General features: G+C 70.8%; 20 protein-coding genes. 15 read left to right on the top strand and 5 right to left on the bottom strand.

What is annotated here, in order from left to right; all coding sequences use genetic code 11:
• Nucleotides 1-158 precede the first annotated feature (158 nt).
• The 6 genes from AC0VYP_RS24480 to AC0VYP_RS24455 all read left to right on the top strand — a co-directional run bounded on the left by AC0VYP_RS24480 (nucleotide 159) and on the right by AC0VYP_RS24455 (nucleotide 5,553).
• The gene (locus AC0VYP_RS24480) at nucleotides 159-1,355 is read left to right on the top strand and encodes a helix-turn-helix domain-containing protein (RefSeq protein ID WP_475474426.1); all 1,197 of its coding nucleotides are present in this window, start codon (nucleotides 159-161) and stop codon (nucleotides 1,353-1,355) included.
• Between the two features lie 69 nt (nucleotides 1,356-1,424).
• Entirely contained in the window at nucleotides 1,425-1,862 is a 438-nt protein-coding gene (locus AC0VYP_RS24475; protein WP_475474425.1) for a hypothetical protein, read from the top strand.
• Nucleotides 1,863-1,913: 51 nt separating this feature from the next.
• Complete coding sequence (locus tag AC0VYP_RS24470; protein WP_475474423.1) at nucleotides 1,914-2,339, top strand: hypothetical protein; 426 nt, start codon at nucleotides 1,914-1,916, stop codon at nucleotides 2,337-2,339.
• Nucleotides 2,340-2,686: 347 nt separating this feature from the next.
• Nucleotides 2,687-2,917, top strand: a complete 231-nt coding sequence (locus tag AC0VYP_RS24465) for a hypothetical protein (RefSeq protein ID WP_475474421.1) — start codon at nucleotides 2,687-2,689, stop codon at nucleotides 2,915-2,917.
• Between the two features lie 429 nt (nucleotides 2,918-3,346).
• Nucleotides 3,347-4,393, top strand: a complete 1,047-nt coding sequence (locus tag AC0VYP_RS24460; protein ID WP_475474420.1) for a tyrosine-type recombinase/integrase — start codon at nucleotides 3,347-3,349, stop codon at nucleotides 4,391-4,393.
• 92 nt (nucleotides 4,394-4,485) lie between these two features.
• Nucleotides 4,486-5,553 (top strand): hypothetical protein, encoded by a 1,068-nt coding sequence (locus AC0VYP_RS24455; RefSeq protein WP_475474418.1) that lies wholly within the window; start codon nucleotides 4,486-4,488, stop codon nucleotides 5,551-5,553.
• Between the two features lie 41 nt (nucleotides 5,554-5,594).
• Here the strand turns inward: AC0VYP_RS24455 and AC0VYP_RS24450 are convergent, their stop codons facing one another.
• Together AC0VYP_RS24450 and AC0VYP_RS24445 are read right to left on the bottom strand one after the other, a co-directional pair.
• Nucleotides 5,595-5,822, bottom strand: a complete 228-nt coding sequence (locus AC0VYP_RS24450) for a hypothetical protein (RefSeq protein WP_475474416.1) — start codon at nucleotides 5,820-5,822, stop codon at nucleotides 5,595-5,597.
• 89 nt (nucleotides 5,823-5,911) lie between these two features.
• Complete coding sequence (locus AC0VYP_RS24445; RefSeq protein ID WP_475474414.1) at nucleotides 5,912-6,802, bottom strand: LysR family transcriptional regulator; 891 nt, start codon at nucleotides 6,800-6,802, stop codon at nucleotides 5,912-5,914.
• Nucleotides 6,803-7,148: 346 nt separating this feature from the next.
• Here AC0VYP_RS24445 and AC0VYP_RS24440 point away from each other — a divergent pair, with 346 nt between their 5' ends.
• On the top strand, nucleotides 7,149-7,946 hold the full coding sequence (locus AC0VYP_RS24440; protein ID WP_475474412.1) for an MBL fold metallo-hydrolase: 798 nt from the start codon (nucleotides 7,149-7,151) through the stop codon (nucleotides 7,944-7,946).
• A gap of 174 nt (nucleotides 7,947-8,120) precedes the next feature.
• Nucleotides 8,121-8,552, top strand: coding sequence for a hypothetical protein (locus tag AC0VYP_RS24435; RefSeq protein ID WP_475474411.1), 432 nt, complete (start codon nucleotides 8,121-8,123; stop codon nucleotides 8,550-8,552).
• Nucleotides 8,553-8,628: 76 nt separating this feature from the next.
• On the opposite strand, the gene AC0VYP_RS24430 is transcribed toward AC0VYP_RS24435, so the two are convergent.
• Nucleotides 8,629-9,324, bottom strand: a complete 696-nt coding sequence (locus tag AC0VYP_RS24430; protein WP_475474410.1) for a hypothetical protein — start codon at nucleotides 9,322-9,324, stop codon at nucleotides 8,629-8,631.
• Between the two features lie 186 nt (nucleotides 9,325-9,510).
• Between AC0VYP_RS24430 and AC0VYP_RS24425 the strand changes: the two genes are divergently transcribed.
• On the top strand, nucleotides 9,511-10,470 hold the full coding sequence (locus AC0VYP_RS24425; protein WP_475474409.1) for a 3'-5' exonuclease: 960 nt from the start codon (nucleotides 9,511-9,513) through the stop codon (nucleotides 10,468-10,470).
• 159 nt (nucleotides 10,471-10,629) lie between these two features.
• On the opposite strand, the gene AC0VYP_RS24420 is transcribed toward AC0VYP_RS24425, so the two are convergent.
• Nucleotides 10,630-11,313, bottom strand: a complete 684-nt coding sequence (locus AC0VYP_RS24420; protein ID WP_475474407.1) for a hypothetical protein — start codon at nucleotides 11,311-11,313, stop codon at nucleotides 10,630-10,632.
• Nucleotides 11,314-11,434: 121 nt separating this feature from the next.
• Between AC0VYP_RS24420 and AC0VYP_RS24415 the strand changes: the two genes are divergently transcribed.
• The 6 genes from AC0VYP_RS24415 to AC0VYP_RS24390 all read left to right on the top strand — a co-directional run bounded on the left by AC0VYP_RS24415 (nucleotide 11,435) and on the right by AC0VYP_RS24390 (nucleotide 18,011).
• On the top strand, nucleotides 11,435-11,971 hold the full coding sequence (locus tag AC0VYP_RS24415; RefSeq protein WP_475474405.1) for a hypothetical protein: 537 nt from the start codon (nucleotides 11,435-11,437) through the stop codon (nucleotides 11,969-11,971).
• Nucleotides 11,972-12,040: 69 nt separating this feature from the next.
• Nucleotides 12,041-12,910 (top strand): hypothetical protein, encoded by an 870-nt coding sequence (locus AC0VYP_RS24410; protein WP_475474403.1) that lies wholly within the window; start codon nucleotides 12,041-12,043, stop codon nucleotides 12,908-12,910.
• A 788-nt stretch (nucleotides 12,911-13,698) separates the two neighbouring features.
• Nucleotides 13,699-15,642, top strand: a complete 1,944-nt coding sequence (locus AC0VYP_RS24405) for a hypothetical protein (RefSeq protein ID WP_475474401.1) — start codon at nucleotides 13,699-13,701, stop codon at nucleotides 15,640-15,642.
• Between the two features lie 309 nt (nucleotides 15,643-15,951).
• Nucleotides 15,952-17,109, top strand: a complete 1,158-nt coding sequence (locus AC0VYP_RS24400) for a hypothetical protein (protein WP_475474399.1) — start codon at nucleotides 15,952-15,954, stop codon at nucleotides 17,107-17,109.
• On the top strand, nucleotides 17,106-17,705 hold the full coding sequence (locus AC0VYP_RS24395) for a hypothetical protein (RefSeq protein WP_475474398.1): 600 nt from the start codon (nucleotides 17,106-17,108) through the stop codon (nucleotides 17,703-17,705). The genes AC0VYP_RS24400 and AC0VYP_RS24395 overlap by 4 nt, the downstream gene beginning before the upstream one ends.
• A 69-nt stretch (nucleotides 17,706-17,774) precedes the next feature.
• The gene (locus tag AC0VYP_RS24390) at nucleotides 17,775-18,011 is read left to right on the top strand and encodes a hypothetical protein (protein ID WP_475474396.1); all 237 of its coding nucleotides are present in this window, start codon (nucleotides 17,775-17,777) and stop codon (nucleotides 18,009-18,011) included.
• A gap of 142 nt (nucleotides 18,012-18,153) precedes the next feature.
• On the opposite strand, the gene AC0VYP_RS24385 is transcribed toward AC0VYP_RS24390, so the two are convergent.
• Entirely contained in the window at nucleotides 18,154-18,936 is a 783-nt protein-coding gene (locus tag AC0VYP_RS24385) for a nuclease-related domain-containing protein (protein ID WP_475474448.1), read from the bottom strand.
• Nucleotides 18,937-19,356 lie beyond the last annotated feature (420 nt).

Genomic DNA, 19,356 nt, shown 5'->3' with positions numbered 1-19,356 from the left:
CCGTCTCTTCTCCTCTTCGGGGGTCACCGCCACAGCATTGCACCACCAATGCCACCACTGGAGGCACACACCGATACCGCCTGAGTCACAGCGTGCCGCCCCCCAGGTGGCTAGCCTGGAACCGGCAGCCAGCTCAGAACGACTCCCGGGAGGCCCTCATGTCCGACCACCCCCGCCACGACAGTGTCGGCCCCCGCATCGCCCGCGCACGCAAACGCCGTGGCCTGACCCAGACCGGTCTGGCCGAGTCGATGCCCTACACCCGGTCCATGGTCGCCCTGGTCGAGACCGGCCACCGCGTAGCGAGCCCCTCCTTCGTTTCGGCGGCCGCGCGCGCTTTGCGGGTCGATCCGACCGAGCTGAACGGCCAGCCCTACCGGGGCGACACGGCCGCCGAGGACCGGGTCCACGCCGCCATCCCCGACATCAGGTTGGCGTTGTCCTACGTCGAGGTGCCCCCCGAGCTGGACGCACCCCCGCGCACACTCCCCCAACTGCAGAGCGAGATCGCCACGCTGCGCCGGTTGGCCAAGGCGGCCCAACACACCCGGGTCGGTTCCCGGCTGCCCGCGGTGTTGGAGGAGGCAACCGTCCAGGCCCTGGACACCGAGGACCCCCGGGCGTGGACCGTGCTCAACGCGGCCCAGGCCATCGCCGCCTCGCTGGCGAGGAGGCTGGGCTACACCGACCTGGCCGCACTCGCCGTCGAGCGCGCCGCCGCCTCAGCCGAGCGCGCGTCCGACCCCAACCTGCGTCACCTCGTTCGCCTGTCACGCGCGTTGTTGATCATGGGGGCGGGTGGGTGGCAGCAGGGCCTGACCATGGTCGAGCGCGCCGCCGGCCAGGTGGAGGCCACCACCCCGGCCGCCCGCGCGGTCGCCGGAGCCCTGCAGCTGCGCGCGGCCATGCTGTGCGCGCGCGCCGGTCGCGCCCACGACGCGTGGGACCACCACGGCCGCGCCCACGACATCGCCCAAACCGTCTCCCCCCGGGCGTTGGACTACTACGCCCTGCAGTTCGGGCCCGTCAACGTCGCGGTGCACGGCGCCGCCGTCGCGGTGGAGCTCGCCGACCACGACGAGGCCCTACGCCGCGACGCGGCCATGAGCCAGCGGTCGTTCGTGGGGTTGGCGGCCGAGCGCACCGCCCACCACCACATCGACATCGCCCGCGCGCTACTGGAGAGCGGCCAACCCCAACGCTGCCTGCAGCGCCTGATCACCGCCGAACAGGTCGCGCCGCAGATGGTGCGCTACCACCCCAGCGCCCGCCACACGGCCACACACCTCATCGACGCGCGCCGGGATCTGCCCGAGCCCCTGCGCGCGCTGGGTGCGCGGATGCGCATCACCTGAGACAGGAGTCAAGCTTGGATTGTTTCAACCAGAAACAGCACGAAGGCCTTGCGGATCTACCGTCAGGGCATGACGCCCAGAAAACCGCAGGTCAAACCCCCCTCCAGTAGACAAACCCCGCCGCCGGGGGTCGCCCCGGAGGTGTTGCGCCGCACCCACCTCGGACTCATCGCCCTGTGGCAGCCCCACCGGGTCCAGGACCTGGCCAAACGCCTGATCGCCGAGGCATGGCACCGCGGCTACAACGCCGTCCCCCGCGACTCCGGGCCCTACCTCGCACTGCTGCTCACACCCCGCATCCACGGCGAGCAGGGCCGAGTCGAACTCGTTGTTCCGTTGACCGGGGCGGGAGAGCTGTATTGGCGGTGGGCTGACACCCGCCAGCCGCTGGTCGCCGACGCCGGTGACGCCGCGCTGTTGGTCGCCGAGATCGACACCCGCCTGCGCCCCGCCCCCACCGCTACCGGATGGGAGGGGTTGGGCACCGGACCCCAGACCGTCCTGTGAACCCCCGCGAACCCGCCGCGGCCGCGCAGTAGCGCCGGTAGTGTCGCCCCCATGCCCGACGTCGCCACCGCCCAGCCCGCCCTCATCCCCACCCCCAGCGGAGACAGCGTCCCCCTGATCGCCATCGACCTGGGAGCCGATGGGCTGGTCGAGGAGCTGCGCGCCGCCGCGCTGGACTCTCTGCTCACCGCCGGACTGCAGCTGATCGAGGCCGAGTTCGCCCCGGCGTTCGTTGACGACTGGAACGCCACGATCGGCCACGGGCGGTTGACCGTCACCGACCCCGATGGGGTGCGTGTCTACGACGGGGACATGATCACCTGGCCCGCCCTGGACACCTCCATCGAGCAGGGCCTGGTGCTGGTCGTGATCGGCCACATCGAACTGGGATGGGGGGTCGAGGCCATGCCCGCCATCACCGCCGCCGCCCAACGCCACCAGGTCGCCGGCGGCTTCATCACCGCCAACACCATCTGAGGCCCCGCACCACCGCGAGCGCCCACCCCGCTGGCCCGGCGTCTTCCGCCCGGCCGTGGCCCAGGTCTGTCTCGGATCCCGCTACACCGATCCCGCGACTCTGTCGTGTGGTGGTGGCAGGTGCGCGGCGGGATCGGCGCACCGGTCCGAGACCGGGGCCGGCGACGTGCGCGGGTTGCTCACCGGTGGCGTGCGCTGCTGCTCTCCCGCGCGCAGGTCGTGGCCGCCGTGTGGTGGAGCTCCGGTGAGGCGATCACCAGGTGAGTCTGGCAGCGGAGGAGTCCACCGTGCGATGATGCGCCGACCTGCAAGAAGCGCCCAGGCGACGCCCCGACCAGGGAGGACATATGAGCGACGAGTACGCCGCTGCCCAGGAGCAGTGGAACAGCGCGCGGATGCGGTTCTCAGTGGCCTATCGAGGGTGGCGTGTAGCGGCGATCCAAGTAGGGATGCAGGCCCAGCGCGAGGACCTGTTCTCCCTGGTCTCGTGCGCGGTTGACGAGCTGTCGTGGGCGGTGGAGCTGGACGCCCTCTGGCAGAGGATCGGAGACGAGCAGTACCTGGCCGGAATGGAGTAGGCATCTCTCCCCCACCCCACCGGTCATTGATCTACATCGTAAAGACCGCAGTGATGTAACGAAGGGGGCGAACGACCAAGTCGTTCGCCCCCTTCGCCGTGTTCCGGACCGCTGGACTATCCAGGTATCGGCAGGGAATGCCCCACGCGGATGCTTGGCGGCGAAGCGTGGGCCATCTTTTTTATGAAACCGCTGATCAACAGCGCTTTCCACACCCGACATCAATCTAGCGCCGATGGTAACCGAAAACTACAAAAATCCCCTAGTCGCCCATTCGCAAGCCAGATCCTCTTTGCAACGGCGGGTCTGGAGCCAGCCAGAGGTGGCCTGATCTCTGATCACCGGAGCAGCCGATGCGCAACAGGTCCGGGGCACTCGCGTAGCGGGCCAACTTCTGGAAATCGTCATTTCCGGAAGTAAACTCTCGACATGACTTCTGGAAACACGACCTCTGGTCGAGAACAGACCCCCGATTCGACTTCTGGAAACACGCGCACCGGGCGGCCGCGCCAACTTCTCGACCTGCCGGCCGATCTCGCCGAGGAGCACCGGAGGTTCGTCGAGGCGTTGGCCGCGCGCACCGAGCTGGGCACCGGCACCCGCGACAAGTACGCCCGCAACGCCGGTTCCTTCTTGGTCTGGTTGGCCGAGGCCCGCCAGGCCGACGCCGTCGAGGGCGACCCGCTCACCGACGCGGCCGCCCGGGACTGGGCGGTGCGCGACTACCGCCGCACCCTGAAGAACCAGCGGAGCCCCCGCGGCACCCACCTGGGAGCGGCCACCATCAACAACCGAATCGCCGCGATCGAGGCGTTCTTCGCCCTGCGCGGGTCGGGCCGACCGGTCGTCGAACGCGAGCACGTCGCCCGACCCACGGCTCCCCGCGCACTACCGCCCCGCACACTGTTGCGGTTCCTGCGCACCGTGGCCCGCGACGCACGCCCCCGCGACCGGGTCATCTGCCACCTGGCCTACTACGCCGGACTGCGCGTCGCCGAGATCACCGGCCTGGAGGTGGCCGACGTGCGGCTGTCAGCGCGCAAGGGGAGCGTGCGCGTGCGCGGCAAGGGCCGACTCGGCGGCAAGAACCGCAGCGTGCCTTTGCACTCCGAGGTGCGCACCAGCCTGGAGGCGCTCCTGGACGACCTCGGCCGCCCCAGCTCAGGCCCGCTCATCCGCAACCGAGACGGCGCAGGGTTGTCGACCAGGACCGCGAACGCGGTGGTCACCACTCTGGGTGCGGCGGCCGGGATCGGGCCGGCCGACGACGGCGAGGCGTTCGGCCCGCACGTGCTGCGCCACACCTTCGGCACCGATCTGGTGCGCGGCCGCGGCGACCTGGCCACCGGCCCCGTCAACCTGGTCACCGTCGCCGAGCTGATGGGGCACGCCGACATCAACACCACCCGCCGCTACACCCTGCCGAGCGAGGCGGACAAGACCCGCGCGGTGGAGGGGTTGACCGTGGACCGGTGAATGGTCCAAACGCCTCACACCGCGACCGGTGAACGGCTTACTATCCGGTCGCAGCGCAACGTACCCGCTACATCTACCGAAGGGACCCCTACGTGGCCGACGCCGCACCCCCCGCCCACGACCCCCAACCTTCCCCTGTCGCGGCCAGGCAGGTGCCCGAGCTGCGTCACGGCCTGGCCCGTTGGTTGGAGGAAACCGGTCCCACGATGTGGGCCAGCATCATGGGCATGACCGACGACACCGGAGGAGGACTCAACCACCAGCCACAGGTACTGGGCGAGCGGCTGTTCTACACCCCGCCCAAATGGAGGCACCTCCCCCGCAATCACAAAGCCACGGTCTTGGCGAAGGCTGAGGCGCACCGGGTGGCGTCGGCTGACTTGTTCCACATCTCCGAGGACGCCACCCGCCTGGCATTGCACGCCGGGGCCAGCCTGCCCGACTTCACCCTACGGCCCGAGGATCTGCCCGCCCGACACGGTTTCTTGGCATGGGGCGCCTCCATCGCCACCGCCGACGACACCACCAGCCCAGACGCCGATCCGGTCGTGGCGTGTGCGTGGGGCCCGTTCACCCCCACCTCCGAGGGCCCGGCTTCCACAGTGTGGGTGTCCTTCTACACCTACTCCTCAATGGGCGCTCTGAGCGCGGCGCTGACCGAGCCCGGCCAGCGCGCCGCGTTCGCCAAGGTCTTCTTCCCGCTGAGCTTCGAGCGCGAGGCGGTGCTGCCCTTCACCAGCCACCCCCAGAAGTGGTTCAGCCAGACAGCTGGCGAGGACCCCTCGCTGGTGTATCGGGCCCAGTGGGTAGAGCCGCTTATCCGAACCCTGGTGGCCACGTGGCTGCTCATGGGCCAAGACCTCACCCATGGTCGTGACGAGGCCCCCGACAAGACCCGGTTGGCGCGCACGCTGGCCAAGCGCGGCCGACCCCTGCCCGCAGTGCGCCTGGTCAACCTGAACCGCCCCCGCAGCACGTCGAGCAAGCCGGGCGGTGCTCTGGGAGTCAAGTTCGTCGTTCGCGGCCACTGGCGCAACCAGTGGTATCCCTCCCAGGACCGGCACAAGCCCAAGTGGATCCACCCCCACGTCAAGGGCCCGGTCGATGCCCCGTGGGTGAGTGGAGAGACTGTCACCACCGTGCGCGCGCCCCGCTCGTAGAACGCAGAACCTCCCTGCCAGACGGGCAGGGAGGTGGTTGGTCAGTCCCGGACAGGTGCGGCCGACCAGCCGCCCGCGCCGGCGTCATGAACCAGTTCCCACAGTTCAATCCTCACGTCGGGCGCGTGCGCGGAAATCAGCATGGTGCCGACGGCGTCGGGGTGGGCCAGGTCGGCGGCCGCCACGTCGAGGAGTTCGTTGTGCCAGTCGCGGGGTCCGCCGCGCAGCCTCACCTGCACCGTGTCCTGGTCGCTGTCGGGGGTGCTCATGCCGTCTCGTCTCCTGTTCGTGGGGGATCCCAGGATCCCCCAAGGCAGGGGGCAGGTGCGGGCGAACGCGGCCACCCGCGGTATCGAGGTCAGCTGGTGGGTGTGGGGGCGGGTGTCTCGAAGATGCGGATGATGTCGAGCAGGGTCGTGAGCGCGGGTCGGTCGTCGTCGGCCCGGGAGGCGGTGCCGATCGCCACCTCACGGCCACTCACCGGGATGAACACGGTCCCCGGGACAGCCAGCGATGCCGCCGCCATTGAGTGGTTGGCGATGAGCCCGGTCACGGCTACCGAGGAGGCCACCTCCCCGGGATCGGTGATCTCGGCGACCCGCGAGCCCTCGGCGATGGGCAGGTCATCCCAGGTGGCCTGCAGCGCGGCGGGGATGTGGGCATACAGGAACGTCTCGTCGGCCAGGTCCCCGGGATCCAGCTGGTCGGCAGCGGCCAGGGGCGAGTGCGCGGGTACCACGACCGCGCGCGGCGTGGTGTAGGCGGTGTGGGTGCGGATGTGGGACCCCTCGCTGCCCGAGAGGCACTGGATGGTGAGGTCGGCCAGGTGCATGTCCAACAGCGTGTCGTGGTTGCGCCCGTTGATGGGCACGTGCACCAGCTTGGTGTTCGGGAACCTCGTGCGCCACGCGGTCACGATCGCCGGCCACGACTCGCCCAGGCCGGTACCCAGCCAGCCAACGGCGATCTGGTCGGTCCCGGGATCATCGCCGCGCGCGGCACTGGGCAGTCGGTCCAGCGCCTGGGTCATCTGTTCGGCGTAGGCGATCACCTGCCGGCCGAACGGGGTCGGGACCACCGGGCGTTTGCCGCCCCGGACGAAAATCTGGCCCCCCAGTTGTCGTTCCAGAGTGGATATTCCCTCAGACATTCGTGTGGATGACACGTAGCACCTTTCCGCTGCTCTGCCGAAATGCCGCTCTTGGTGGACTGCCTGGACGTACTTCAAGATCTCAGGTCGGATTCCCATCTAGCCCTCCTTGCCCTTTCGGGCACCATAGGTCCCGGTCAACATCTGTGGGGTCAAGGCCGGGTAAAGGGGCAAAGGAAGCTGGAAAATCTACCTCGTAAAGCCGGTGAAGTAGGTTCAGGAAAAGGTCAAGGCGTTCTTTACTTTACGCTCGATTGCCGTCAAATACGGGCTTCTGGCTAAAGAGAGCGTATCCGCGAGTTAATCCAGCTTAACCCCCATAGGGGCAATGAATCCCCTGGTCAAGGGTTTTTCGTCCCGTTTATCGGTGATGACGGCCTTTCCTGCGTGTGGTCGTCTGAGTGCAGAGCGACACCACCCACCACTCAGGCACCAGGAGGCAGCCATGGCCGCACAGATGACAGCCCCCGCGCTCCCGCCCCGCTCCGCTGACCTGCTCACCGTTCTGCCCGGCCGGGCCAGCACGTGGGCCGGAGACAGCCCCGGAGCAACCGTGCTCACCACCGAGGACGGCGAGCTCGTTCTCGTGGACGCGGGGCTCAGCACCGTCGAGGCCGAGGAGATGTTGCACCGGGCATGGGGACCCCACGCGGCCCATCCCGTGACTGCGGTCGTGTGGACCGGACCCGACGCTGGTCTGGCCGAGCGCGTGCCCCAGCACGCCCAGCGCATCACCCCGGCCCACGTCCCCGCCGAGGGCATGGCCCTGCCCGGGCTCAGCGCCCGGGTCTATCGCACCGGCACCGCCACCACCCTGGTGTGGGATGCCGTTTCCGGGCTGCTGATCGCCGGAGACCTGCTGGCCCCAGGCGCCCCCTCCCTGGAGCACCTGGCCCCCGCCCGCGCGGTGGCCGCCTACGAGTGGCTGCTGGAGCTGCCCGTGGCCACCGCCCTCGGCACCGCGGGCACGGTGTTGCGCAGTCTCGAACTGCGCCGGGCGGTACGCAGCCGGCTGGTGTACCTGCGCCACCTGGACCGGGCCGCGCGCTCCGCGATCGCCACCTGCGTGAGCCCCCGCGCCACGGAGGCGGGGCTGCGCACCAGCGGGACGTTGGACGCCTGGCCGGCCTCTCCTCAGCGCCACGTCATGAACCTGCACGCGATGTGCGCCCAGATCCAGGGCCGCCCGTTGGACCGAGACGCCGCCCACGCCGATCTACGGCGCATGGGACGACCCATCTGACACCCGGCCGCCCGCCGGGTCGGTGGTGTTCCCTCCTCACACCTCCCAGCAGGGACTGCGCAGACGCCAGCACGGAGATCCGTCCTCCCCTCCGTGACCACGCGCGGTACTCCTCCCCTGCGTGAGGAGGGGACTCCACCGGCCCGGACCCGAACCACAGCTCAGGACCACGCCATGACCACACCCACCCGCCGTCCGCACCCGCTCGGCCGCGCGTTCGCCCGCCGCCTGCCCACCTCCGGCACACCCGCCTACACCCCGCGCGACCGGGCCCGCGAGCTGGCCCAGCGCGAGCAGATCATCCGGGTCGGAGCCACCACGGTGCACGCGCTGACCGCCGCCTACGCCACCGTTCTCGTCGAACGTCCCGTGCTGGCCCCCGATCCGCTGCGCATCGCTATGTGCCACCGCGCCGAGGGCGAACCCGGGGTAGACGCGCTGTTCACGAACCTGGACAGCGCGGTCGGGGTCCTGCTGTTGCAGCCCGGCCGGGACCGGCGCATCCGCGCGGCGCTGGCCGTGGCTCCGCCCGCATGGGCGACCGGTCTGCGACTGCCCACCCGGCCCGGACTCTACGACCAGGCCCGCGCACTGCTGCCCCGCTGATGCCTACCTGCCCCCACGTGAAGGTGGGGCGCCCCGCTCCCCGGGGGCGCCCCACCTTTCTTATTCCTGCGACAGGTTAGCTGGGCAGGTCCAGGGCCACGCCCTCCCAGGGCGATTTCTCGATCGCGTCGAAGTCCAGAGGGTCGGACGCGTAGCCCTCCTGCCTCAGGAGATCCAGAGCCCCCCCGAACACGTTGTACCGCTCAATGGGGTTCTTGTCCGCCAGCTTGCTCTTGGGCTCCAGTAGGAGAGTGTCTCCCTGCGCGAGCGCCCTCAACAGGGTGCTGTACTTCTCCTTCTTGAGCAGGGCGTTGACGTGCTCGGCTGCTTCTTGCGCCGGGGTCTTGCCGCGCACGAACCGCGACACGACTTCGCTGGTCACCCCGAGCTCTTTGGCTGCGGCTGTGGTGGACCCGTGTCCCCCGCCGTGAGCGGTGATCAGCTCGCGTACCGCGATGGTGCGGACCTTCACCGAGAGCTGCTGCATCTGGTGGCGCAGCCGCTCAACTTCACGGAAGCGCTGCACGGGTGGCCGCGCAGGCAGTTTGGTGACTTCGGCGGCGAACGCGGCCAGCTCGGTGGTGAGGGGGTCCTGTGAGGTGGGCGGTTCCCAGCCGGCTCGCTGGCACAGTTCGGCGTGTGTGATCTCTCCGCTGGTGTAGGCGGTGACGTCGTCCCAGTTCTTGGCGACCTGGCTCACGGTCACGTTGAGCTCAGCGGACATCTTACGGGCCTTGTTCTGCTGTGCCTTGCTCATGTCCTGCCAGTCCATTTCCGGTTCCTTTCGTTGGCGACACCTCTATATTCAATGCCAGTATTGAATTTGTCAACACAAGTGTTGAAAATTGAGATGGTGGGTCGGTCCGAGATCTGGCCTGTGTGACCCTCGATCCGTCGAAACTGTCCCGGAGAACCGGTTCGGGGCGGCATCCTGGACACCCCCAGGAGATGAGGAACGATGGAGGAGTCCGCTCTGCGTCCGGTAGGAGTCCTGCGCACCGCGGCCGCGCTGGCTCAGCGCACCGGGTGGCCGGTGCGTGCTGGCCACGTCGAGGACCTGGTCGCCCAGGGGCACCTGCACCCGGTGGCCACCTACGAGGGGCACGTGCTCTACGACCGGGCCCAGACTGCTGCGATCCCGCAGGAGACGGTGGCCGCCGTGGCCGCCACACCCGGGATGCGCACACCGCCCGGGCCCGTCATCGAATCCTTCGCCGCGCACCTGTGCCGGCGCCACGCGGTGGAGGCCACGGTGGCCTACCGGCCGCGCTCTGGCCGCTGGCACCTGGACTGGCCGCCCCACCCCGACGGCAACCCGGACCCGGCCTTGCTGCGCGCCGACCTGGCCGCGCACCCGGCCGCGCCCTACCGGCGCTGGGTGGACCTGGCCACCCCCGCCCACCGGGCCATCGCGGCCGCGCGCCGCGCCCTGGCCCCCGGCGCCGCCGTCGTCGTGGACGTGGAGACCACCGGTTTGGGGGCGCAGGCCACCGTGGTCGAGATCGCCGTGGTCGCCGCCGACACCGGCGAGGTGCTGTTGGACACGCTGGTCGCCCCCGACGGAGTCCCCGTCGAGCGGCGTGCGGCGGCCGTGCACGGCATCACCGCAGCGGAGTTGGCCGGGGCGCCCACGTGGCCCCAGGTGTGGCCCCGCCTGCGCGAGATCGCCGCTACCAGGCACCTGATCGCCTACAACGCCGCGTTCGACCGGCGCCTGATTCGCCAGGCCAGCCGCCGCTACGGCCTGCCGGCGCCCCGCTGGGAGTGGGCCTGCGCCATGGCCTGGCGCGGGGCAGCCGCCCACACCAGCCGCCCCGGCCCCCTCGGCGGACAGCACCGGGCGCTGGGAGACGCCCACGCCGCCCGCGACATCGTGACGACGGTCGCGAACACCGCCTACGTGATCGAGCACATCTGACCCCCGCGAAGGTGGGGCACCCCTGGGGGCCAGGGGTGCCCCACCTTAACTGGAAAGCCTTGCTGAGTAGGGGTTTTCGCGCGCGAAGCCGGAGTTATTTATGTATGCAGACTTTAATAAGGCTGGCTGTGCCCGGACGCGCCGGGCAGCCCCCAGGGGTCAGCCCGAGAGGCCGATGGTGGCGATGGTGGCGATGGTGACCGCGCCGTTGCGGGTGGCGGGCGGGGTGATGCGGCGCAGCGCAGCCCGGTAGACATCGCCGGGGGTGAGCACCCCGGCCGCCAGTTCGTCGTAGGCCCGCCACGCCTCGGGCTGGTGGGTGCGGTGGATGAGGTGGGGGTGGCGATCGCGCCAGGCGATCACCCGCTCCACCGCCTCGGCCGAGTGCTCCCAGCAGTGGGCCAGGGTCCGATCCAACAGGCTGGTGGGCACTCGGGCGTTGACCGCGGAGCTCCACGCCCCGGCGCGCCCGCCCCCTGTTCCGGGCCAGCGCGACAGCGGCACCATGGCCCGCTCCAGCGCGGGCACCGGCCCCACCAGCCACCCGCGCGCCTGGAGCTCGGCGGTGAGCGCGGCCTCCACCAGCACGTCGGCCGAAGCCAGAATGTTCGCCCCCGCGCGCACCTCTGTCTTGAACTGGCGTAGCAGAGCGCGGCGTCGGCGTGCTTCGGCCGGGTGCAGGGCGTGCAGGGGCGTCTCCAGGTCTGCGCCCTCGGCGAGTAGCCGGCGACGCAGCCGGTCTCCCACCAGTCGGCGCAGCCGCGCCTTCTCCGAGTCGGCGGCCTCGCGCACGGTCTCGGCGGTCAGGGACGACGTGCGGATCTTCAGGGGTTTGCGCTCCATAGCAGGCGATTATCCCACGTATAAAAGGTTGCAGGCTTTAATTCGGCCGGCTGCGCGGAAATCTTCGAGGAAATGACAGATTCACCTGTCATTCTCTTAATGACAGGCTAGACTGTCATTCATGAAGCACGCACCACTCACCCCCGGCCAGGGTCGCGAGCTCGCGCGGGAGCTGGCCGAGCTCGCGCGGACATACGCCACCAGGCAGACGGGAGACTCCCCCGAGCGCGCCCACCTACTGCTGACCCTCATGCACGTGCTGACCCTGCTGGAGGCCGAGGCCCACGCGCAGGTTGACCGCGCCGCCCGCCAGGCCGGGGCCACCGGCACGGTGACCTACGCCGACCTCGGACGCGCCGTTGGCGGGATGCAGCGCCAGTCCGCAGCCAATCGTTGGCCCGGAGCCGTGCCCAACGCCCGCGCCGGCCGCCCCGCCCAGGGCATCGACCGTGAGGAGAGGACCCCGTCGACCACCGCACAGGAGCGCTGGTTGGCCGAGGTCGAGACGGCCCTGACCGAGGTCGAGGCGACCCTGGCCGGAGGCGAGCCCGCACCCGAGGAGCCGGCCCCGGGCCTCACGGCCGCGCTGGACGAACTCCACCGGGCGCTCAAGCGCGCCCAGGTCGTCGTCGAGGACGAACTCGCGGGCACCCAATAGCTCTGCTCGACCGAAGGCCCGGCGTTCTCCGGGCCGCCACCCGATCAACCCCAGAAACCAGGAGAAGCAGTGAGCATCATCGACTTCCTCAACCCCGCAGCGGCCCGTGCCCGCGAAGAACAGGCCCGCCGGGCTCGGCAGATCCCGCTCACCGCGGAGAACGTCGAGGAGATCAAAAAAGTCTGCTTGTCCGAGCTGAAGGCCGAGATGAGTCAGGCCAGCCTCACCGAGACCCTGGAGACCCGCGCAGGGCTCATCGTGCGCGGAACAGGAGATCTTAACTCCCAGGCCGTCGCTCAGTACATGCGCCGCGCGGTCGAGCGGATCGGATACCTCGCCCAGGACAGCGGCCGGGCCAGCATCCTGGTCACCGGTCTCGACCCCCTCCACTACCACGGAGCGCTCACCCGAGACCGGATCGACCAGGCCCTGGCCGAGCTCACCGAGCTGCGCAGTCACGTTCGACACCCCCCAGCTGCCCCAGTGAGGACCACGACCATGACCCGTTTCCTGCGCTGGCTGCGCTCTGCCGGCACACCCGCCCCCGCCCAGGCGCCCGCGCCCGCGTTGACGCTCCCGATCACCGGCCACCAGCGCGACCGTCTGGTGAGTCTGGCCCAACAGGTCACGGCCGCCCCGGACGGCCACACCGGCGTCACCATCGCCGCCGCCACCCTGCTCATTCACGACCTGGACGCCACCCGCCCCCAATGGCGCGTACTCGACCCGGCCCAGGTCGTTGGTATGGACCCGCGCCGGCTCGTGGACGTGCACTCTCTCAGTGAGGGCTTGAGAGACCGGGCCTTTCAGACCCATGATGCGACCGACACCGAGTACGCCGAGGAGGCTCACCGCCTCTACCAGGCGCTGGTCGAGGCCCGCCGGCTGCAACGCGAAACCGGCGTCCTCATCTCCCCCTCCCACCGCGAGGAAGCGTGATGAACCACCAGGCCCTGGCCACGATCACCCAGGCCGATTTCACCGACGCCGATCGGATCGCGGCCCGGCTGGGCCTGTTCTAAATCTGGCTGGAAAAAAACCCGATTCAATCGGACCAGATCGCTGTGTTTTCCATTAAAAAGCAGGGCGCATGTGGAATGATCATCTCCATGTCATCGACAAACCCAGCGCCCCGGCGCAACCGCCGCGCGGGGGGAGTCTCCGCAAAGGAATTCGTTTCCTTCCAGACGGCAGTACCTCCTGCTGTGCGCGAGCACTACCGCCGTGCGGCCCAGGCCCGCGGGGTGTCTCTGTCGCTCTACCTGGAAGAGCTGGCCGCTGTCGATCCACTTGCAGATCCGGTCAACTCAAAAACGGCCTAGATACACGTAGGGCCCGGAGCCACCGGGCCCGGGCCATCACTACGTTTTGATCCCGCCTCACGGCTCCCAACCACTGGCGGGGATCACATCACAACTGAAGTAGCAGAACTGACGCCAATCGGTTCTGCACCGAGGTAACCGAGGAAGTCGCCGCCAAGCAGCTCCCTCGATCTGTAGAACGCGCCCCTTGCCACAGGTGCGGCCCTACGACGCCCACTAGCAGACCTGATTTCCAGACCCGATCATTTAGCAGACGGAGCCATCATAACCGACGCACCCAGGTTTGGTCTCGCTTGCCCGCCCATCGAGCCGACGGATACGAAGAGTAGCCATCCCGTCACGCGACCGCCAGCCCTGTCCTCCGAGCACGCACCACAGTCCGCTGAGGACGTGTGGGCGGAGCTGGTGCGCTGGATCGCACCCCGTGGCCGCGTGCGCGTGGACACCCGCACCAGCACCGGCGACGGATGTTGGGCGCACGCCTACGAGCGCGACGTCGCGGTCACCGCGGCTGTTCCCGAGGCCCCGCACGCCCTCTACCTCACCGGCCGCCACGGCGCCTACGAGCTGGTGGTGTTCGACCTGGACGCCCACGGTGAGGGAGGCGGGGCGGCCGTCGCGGCCGACACCGCGACCCTGGTCGAGCTGCTCCAGCAGGCGGGGCTCACCTACTTCGTGGCCGCGAGCGGTCCGGGTGGCGGCCGCCACGTGTGGGTACCGGTCACCACCCTCGACGACCAGGGACTCGCACCCGAGCTGGTGGCGCGCATCGCCGCCGCGGCCGCCGCCCGGTTGCCGACGTTGGACACCTCCCCCCTGCTCAACCCGGCCACGGGATGTGTGCGTCCCCCCGGGGCGATCCACCGCGCGGGAGGCCGCGCCGAGCTGGTGGGCATCAGCGCCGAGGACGCGCTGAGTGTGGCCGACACCCCCACCAACACGACCGCGAGGTTCGAGGCGTTGCTCGCGCTGCTGCCCGAGGTCGAGGAGCCCGCCCCCGCCAGGGTCGAGGACGGGGCGGTGGAGGCCCGCATCGACCGCGCGGCCATGCGCCTGCGCGGGCAGCGCCGTGGCCTGTCCGACATCGCGCGCCGGCTGCTGGACACCCACCCGGGCGAGTACGCGGGTGCAGGGGATCAGAGCGCGAGTGCGCACCTGGCCCGCATCCTCACCCAGCTGGCGCTGGCCCGCTGGTCGCGGGCCGACGTGGAGGCCCTGGTGGCGGCCGAGCCCCACGCCCCGGGGTGGGAGCACCTGCGCACGAAGGCCACCGCGGGCGGCGGCCGCCGCCCGCGGGGTGAGGCCGAGGCGCGCGCCCACCTCGCGCGCCAGTGGCGCCGGGCGATCGAGTTCGCGGCGGGGCTGACGCCCACCGGTGAGCGCGCGGCCCGGGACCTGGCCCCGCTGGTGGACATGGCGGCCGAGCTGGTCGAGGCCACACTCACCGACGCGGGGTGGAGCAACGCGGCCGGCCCCTCTGATCGCAAGGTCTTGGATTTCGTGGTGCTGCAGGCGCTGCTGGCCGGGGAGGTGGAGGTGGACGTGGACTGTCGGCGGGTGGCGCTGGCGTGCGGGATGGGCAAGTCCACCGCGAACCGCGCGCTGAGCCGTCTGCGGATGGACGGGCGCCTGGTGCTGGCGCAGGGGTCGGAGGGCACGCTGGCCGCCCGCTACCGGCTGGTGCCCCGGGCCCAGTGGCCCGTGGAGACAGGCAATGTGGAGGGTGGGACACAAGGGGAACCCGCCCCGGGTCCCGCTCGCCCGGCCCCGACTCGGGAGGGTCTGATCGAGGTGCTGCGCGCACGTCTGCGACTGGCGGCTGAGGACGTGTGGGCGGAGTACTCCCCGCACAACGCCCCGGGTCTGGGCAGGCATGTGCAGCTCACCTACGCCGCTCTGCTGGCCGAGACGAAGGGAAATGTGCACCTGTACGACGTAAAACTGATTGAGCGGATCGTTGCGCGGACGGGCTACACCCTGCACCGCACCCGGGCTCACCTGGCCCTACTCGCCCAGTACGGCCTGATCACCCCGGCCGGTTCGAGGCCGAGGTCTGGTGCCGGGCGGACCCGGGTCGTCGCGGCCGCCCCGTCGCGGTGGCGTGTGGCACCGCAGCCCGCTCTGGTGGCGGCCGCCGAGCGGTTGGGCACCACGGGTGTGCGGGCCAGGCGGGAGCGCCGCTACGAGGCCGAGCGCGTGGCCCACGCCGCCTGGTGCGAGGAGGTCGCGCTGTTGCGCACGCCCGTGGTGCTGCGTGCGCGGCGCGAACGGGGCCGGGCCCGCTACCCGCGCCGAGAGGACGGGCGGTTCGACCACGCCGCCGCCCACGCCGCGCTGCTGGCCGCGTGAGCCGCAAGTCCCCGCGCGAGCGGCCCGGGCGCGATAGAGTGGTTCTCGACCACGCACCACCCCGTCGGCCGACCCGCTCACCGCGGCGGCCGCGACGACCGAAGGAGACCACCCCGACCCACCGCGTTCCCCGCGCCGGCGCCACCCAGTCCCAGGACCGAGTCACCGCCCGCGCCGCCCAGAACCCGTTCGGCCGAAACCCCGCCGAACAAACACCCGGGCACACGCCGCCGCCATCGAGCGGCATTTTTCATCCCGTAATTACTGGAATACTAGAAACAATATTCCAGTAATTGATAGGATGGGGGCATGACGAACTCTCTTGATTCCGCCGCCGAGTCGGTGGCGCCGCACGGCTACTGGCCGCAGGGTTGCGCGTGGTGCGCCAGCCCCATCCCCCGCGTGAAACCGGGCGGCGGGGGGCGGCCGCCCGAGTACTGCCTGCCGCCGGCCACGTGCCGCAACGACGCCAAGGCCGAACGCACGCGCTTGCGCAACAGCCCGGGGTTGCCGGGGCAGGTGGCGCGCATCTGGGAGATGGTGGAGCGCCTGGAGCAGGTCGCCCAGGGCGTGCGCACCGAGCTGGAGGGGGTGGCGTCCCCGGCCGGGGTGGAGGCGATCGTCGCCACCGCGCGCGCCGAGGCCCAGGCCGACATCGCCGCCGCCAACCGCCAGGCCGACGAGGCGTTGGCCGAGGCGGCCGCCCACAGCGCGCGGGCCGAGACCGCCGCCGCGCGCGAGGCCGCCGCCCGCGAGGAGCGCGACACCGCGCGCGCCGACGCGGCCACCGCTCAGGCTGAGGCCGAGCGGGCCGTGGCTGAGGCGGCCACGGCGCGGGAGGAGGCCGACCAGGCTCACGCCGAGCGCGAGCGCGCCCACACCGACATGGTCGCCGCTCAGGCCGAGGCCGGGCGGTTGCGCACCGAGACCGCGACCGCCCACACCGAGCGCGACGCCGCGCGGGAGGAGGCCGCCACCGTGCGCGGCGAGCGCGACGCGGCCGTCCAGGCCGCGCGGGTCGAGCGCGAGCGCGCCGACGCCGCAACCGAGGCCCAGGCCGGCGCCCAGCGCGAGGCCGACGCCGCGCGCCACGCCGCCGACGTGGCCGAGGCCGACCGCGCCCAGGCGACCGCCGCGCGCGAGCAGGCCCAGCGCGACATGGTCGCCGCCCACACCGAGCGCGACCGCGCCGACGTCGAGCGCGACAGCGCGTTGGCCGAGGCATCCCAGCAGCGCCGCATCGCCGATGAGGCCACGCGTCACGCCGAGGAGGTCATGCGCCGGGTCGAGCAGGCCGAGGTCGAGGCCCGCGCCGCACGCCAGGAGGCCGAGGTCGAGGCCCAGCGCCGCGCGGAGGCCGAGCAGGCGCGCGAGCGCGCCGAGGAGCGCGCCCGCAGTGCCGAAGACCGCTACGACTCGGCCGCGGCGCGCGCCGAACGCCTGCAGGCCCGCCTGGACGACCGGTGACCGAGCCCCCGACCGAACAGGTTGATCTGTTCGGCGAGCCCGCGCCGGTCCCGGCGGGGCGCACGCGCCGGCGCGGACCGCACCTGGCCGCACCCGTATCGGAGTGGCGCCGCTGGCTCGCCGACCCGGGTGTGCGGGAGCGCTACCGCGCCAAAATCGCCCACGTCGAAGGGCTCGCTTGCCTTTACTGGGTCGGGAGCCTGTCGTCAACGGGCCACGGAAAACTGCGCGTGGACGGGGCGCGTGAGAGCGCGCGCCGGGTGGTCAGCGCCCATGTCTACGGGTGGCAACTGACCCACGGCCCGCTCTCGGACCTCGACATCGCCGAGGACCTGGTCGTGGCCCACACCTGCGACGAGGCCAGCTGTATGCGCGACAGCCATTGGGAGTTGATCAGCAGAGGCGACAACACCCGCGACTACCGGTCCAGGTGCACGAGCGGGCCGTTGGCCGACACCCGCGGTCCGGCCGGCCGCGCCCGCGCCATCCGCGCCGCCATCCTCACCGCCCACACCAGTGGCGCCGACGTCGCCGAGGCCGTGCGCACCGCCCACCGCGCCGGGCTCCCACCACCGGTCGGCCCGACCCTGTTCTGAACGACCACCCCACGGCGGACAGTCTGTCCGCCGCAGTCCGGGGCGAAGGCCCCCGAAGTGGAGCATCCCGTGATCATCACTCACGTCACTCACGACGGTGACCAGTTCTGCGTCGAGGGGCGCCCCGTCACGCAGGCCCAGGCCCGGGAGGCGGTACGCCGGGCCTATGCCCGCGTGCTCCCCAGCATGACGCTGGGCCAGGTGGAGGATTACCTGGAGGCCGTTCGGCGGCGCGCTATTCACGCACCCGATCCCGGTCCGTTCGACACGATCGGCCGGTGCACCTGGCGCAGCCTCACCCCCTGACCGCGACGGTCAGGTCCTGACCGTCGCGGTCAACCAGCTGACCGCCACGGTCAGGCCGCCACCCGTGGCGGTCAGCCCCCGGACCGCCACGCCAAACAACACGAAGGCCCGGCCAAGAGGCCGGGCCTTCTCTTTCGGTTAGTTACTGCTGGACGTAGGGGCGAAACAGGCGCTCGCACGCGGCCGCGACGTCGCGGCCGCCCATGGTCGCCGAGGTCTCGCGGCTCTGCAGCCACCTGCGGACCCGGCGTGCGGCCAAGACGCGCACACCCTTGATCTCAATCGAATGCCAGGTCGGGATGCCTCTTGCGTGTACGGCCAGGACGCTGATGACCGGTGTGGGGCCGATCGCGCGGGTCAGCGCGGTGGAGATGCGCTCGCTCTCGAAGAGGGTGGATTGCACCAGCTGGTAGCCGCTGCCTTTGCCGATGCGCAGGTAGCGGCGCCGCGCGTCGTAGCGCACCGCCCCGCGCCGGACCTTCGAGTTGACGTTGTAGACCGTTCCGCCCGGGGAGATGAGCAGGTGGTTGACGTTGGCGCGGGTTCCGGGGAGTTGGCGGTCGTGCAGCACCGTCCAGCCCCGCCGCCGTAGCCGGTTGAGGTAGCGGCCGGTCTTGCGTTCCCCGGCGGCTCCCATGCGCCAGCGCGCGGCCGCCCCGCGCCGGCGCTGGATCAGGCCGGCCGCCGTTCCCGTGAGCACGGCCAGCACGACCGCGAGGACCCACCCACCCAGTTGCCACCCCACGATGGCGGCCGCCGCGGCCGCGACCCCGGACACGAGCAGCAGGCGCGGCCGTTCAGCCGCGGCCTCTTGGGCGGCTTTGGCGGCGGCGGAGGCGCCGGCGCGCGCGGGGCGCGCGCCGGTCCGCGCCTTTGTGGTGGGTGGGGTGGGGCCGCGTTTTTGGCGGTCATCGGTGGCAGTCACAAGGGGGATCCTCCCGGACGAAAATTCATTCCCGCTCAGGGTATGGGATTTCCCGGGGAATGGCGGTGCATTCCTTAATGTTCTCAGGGCCCTGCGGGGCTAATTCGGGGAGTCGGGGCAGGCTTGCGCGTGGCTGGTGCGCTCTGCCGGGCCACGGTGGGCCGGTGGCGGGGGTTAAGGCAGGGTCGGCGCGGGAGTGGCCGCGCGCGTCAAAACAAAAGCGCTTCGGGTAACAGCGTTCATTTCAAAAAGAATCCCCGCGCGTGGCGCGGGGGTGTTCCGTCGAATTGTTTTTGCGAGCTTAGTGGACGGGTTTTTCGACGGTACCACCCGGTAGTTTTTCATGACTCCCTTGCCGTGCTCTGACCGAGCCCCTGTCCAACCCTCCTCACCTGTCAACCCCGTGCTCCCCTCTCGCTC

The sequence above is a fragment of the Nocardiopsis sp. iso_186 genome, assembly GCF_056173365.1.
Note: the sequence above shows the minus strand (reverse complement) of the source record. Positions and strands in the feature narration are given on the sequence as shown.

Excerpts from the sequence above, each read along its gene's own strand:
- AC0VYP_RS24420 (WP_475474407.1), bottom strand. The coding sequence starts at position 11,313 with ATGGAGCGCAAACCCCTGAAGATCCGCACGTCGTCCCTGACCGCCGAG.
- AC0VYP_RS24425 (WP_475474409.1), top strand. The coding sequence starts at position 9,511 with ATGGAGGAGTCCGCTCTGCGTCCGGTAGGAGTCCTGCGCACCGCGGCC.
- AC0VYP_RS24400 (WP_475474399.1), top strand. The coding sequence starts at position 15,952 with ATGACGAACTCTCTTGATTCCGCCGCCGAGTCGGTGGCGCCGCACGGC.
- AC0VYP_RS24440 (WP_475474412.1), top strand. The coding sequence starts at position 7,149 with ATGGCCGCACAGATGACAGCCCCCGCGCTCCCGCCCCGCTCCGCTGAC.
- AC0VYP_RS24450 (WP_475474416.1), bottom strand. The coding sequence starts at position 5,822 with ATGAGCACCCCCGACAGCGACCAGGACACGGTGCAGGTGAGGCTGCGC.
- AC0VYP_RS24465 (WP_475474421.1), top strand. The coding sequence starts at position 2,687 with ATGAGCGACGAGTACGCCGCTGCCCAGGAGCAGTGGAACAGCGCGCGG.
- AC0VYP_RS24415 (WP_475474405.1), top strand. The coding sequence starts at position 11,435 with ATGAAGCACGCACCACTCACCCCCGGCCAGGGTCGCGAGCTCGCGCGG.
- AC0VYP_RS24430 (WP_475474410.1), bottom strand. The coding sequence starts at position 9,324 with ATGGACTGGCAGGACATGAGCAAGGCACAGCAGAACAAGGCCCGTAAG.
- AC0VYP_RS24480 (WP_475474426.1), top strand. The coding sequence starts at position 159 with ATGTCCGACCACCCCCGCCACGACAGTGTCGGCCCCCGCATCGCCCGC.
- AC0VYP_RS24445 (WP_475474414.1), bottom strand. The coding sequence starts at position 6,802 with ATGGGAATCCGACCTGAGATCTTGAAGTACGTCCAGGCAGTCCACCAA.
- AC0VYP_RS24435 (WP_475474411.1), top strand. The coding sequence starts at position 8,121 with ATGACCACACCCACCCGCCGTCCGCACCCGCTCGGCCGCGCGTTCGCC.
- AC0VYP_RS24460 (WP_475474420.1), top strand. The coding sequence starts at position 3,347 with ATGACTTCTGGAAACACGACCTCTGGTCGAGAACAGACCCCCGATTCG.
- AC0VYP_RS24475 (WP_475474425.1), top strand. The coding sequence starts at position 1,425 with ATGACGCCCAGAAAACCGCAGGTCAAACCCCCCTCCAGTAGACAAACC.
- AC0VYP_RS24470 (WP_475474423.1), top strand. The coding sequence starts at position 1,914 with ATGCCCGACGTCGCCACCGCCCAGCCCGCCCTCATCCCCACCCCCAGC.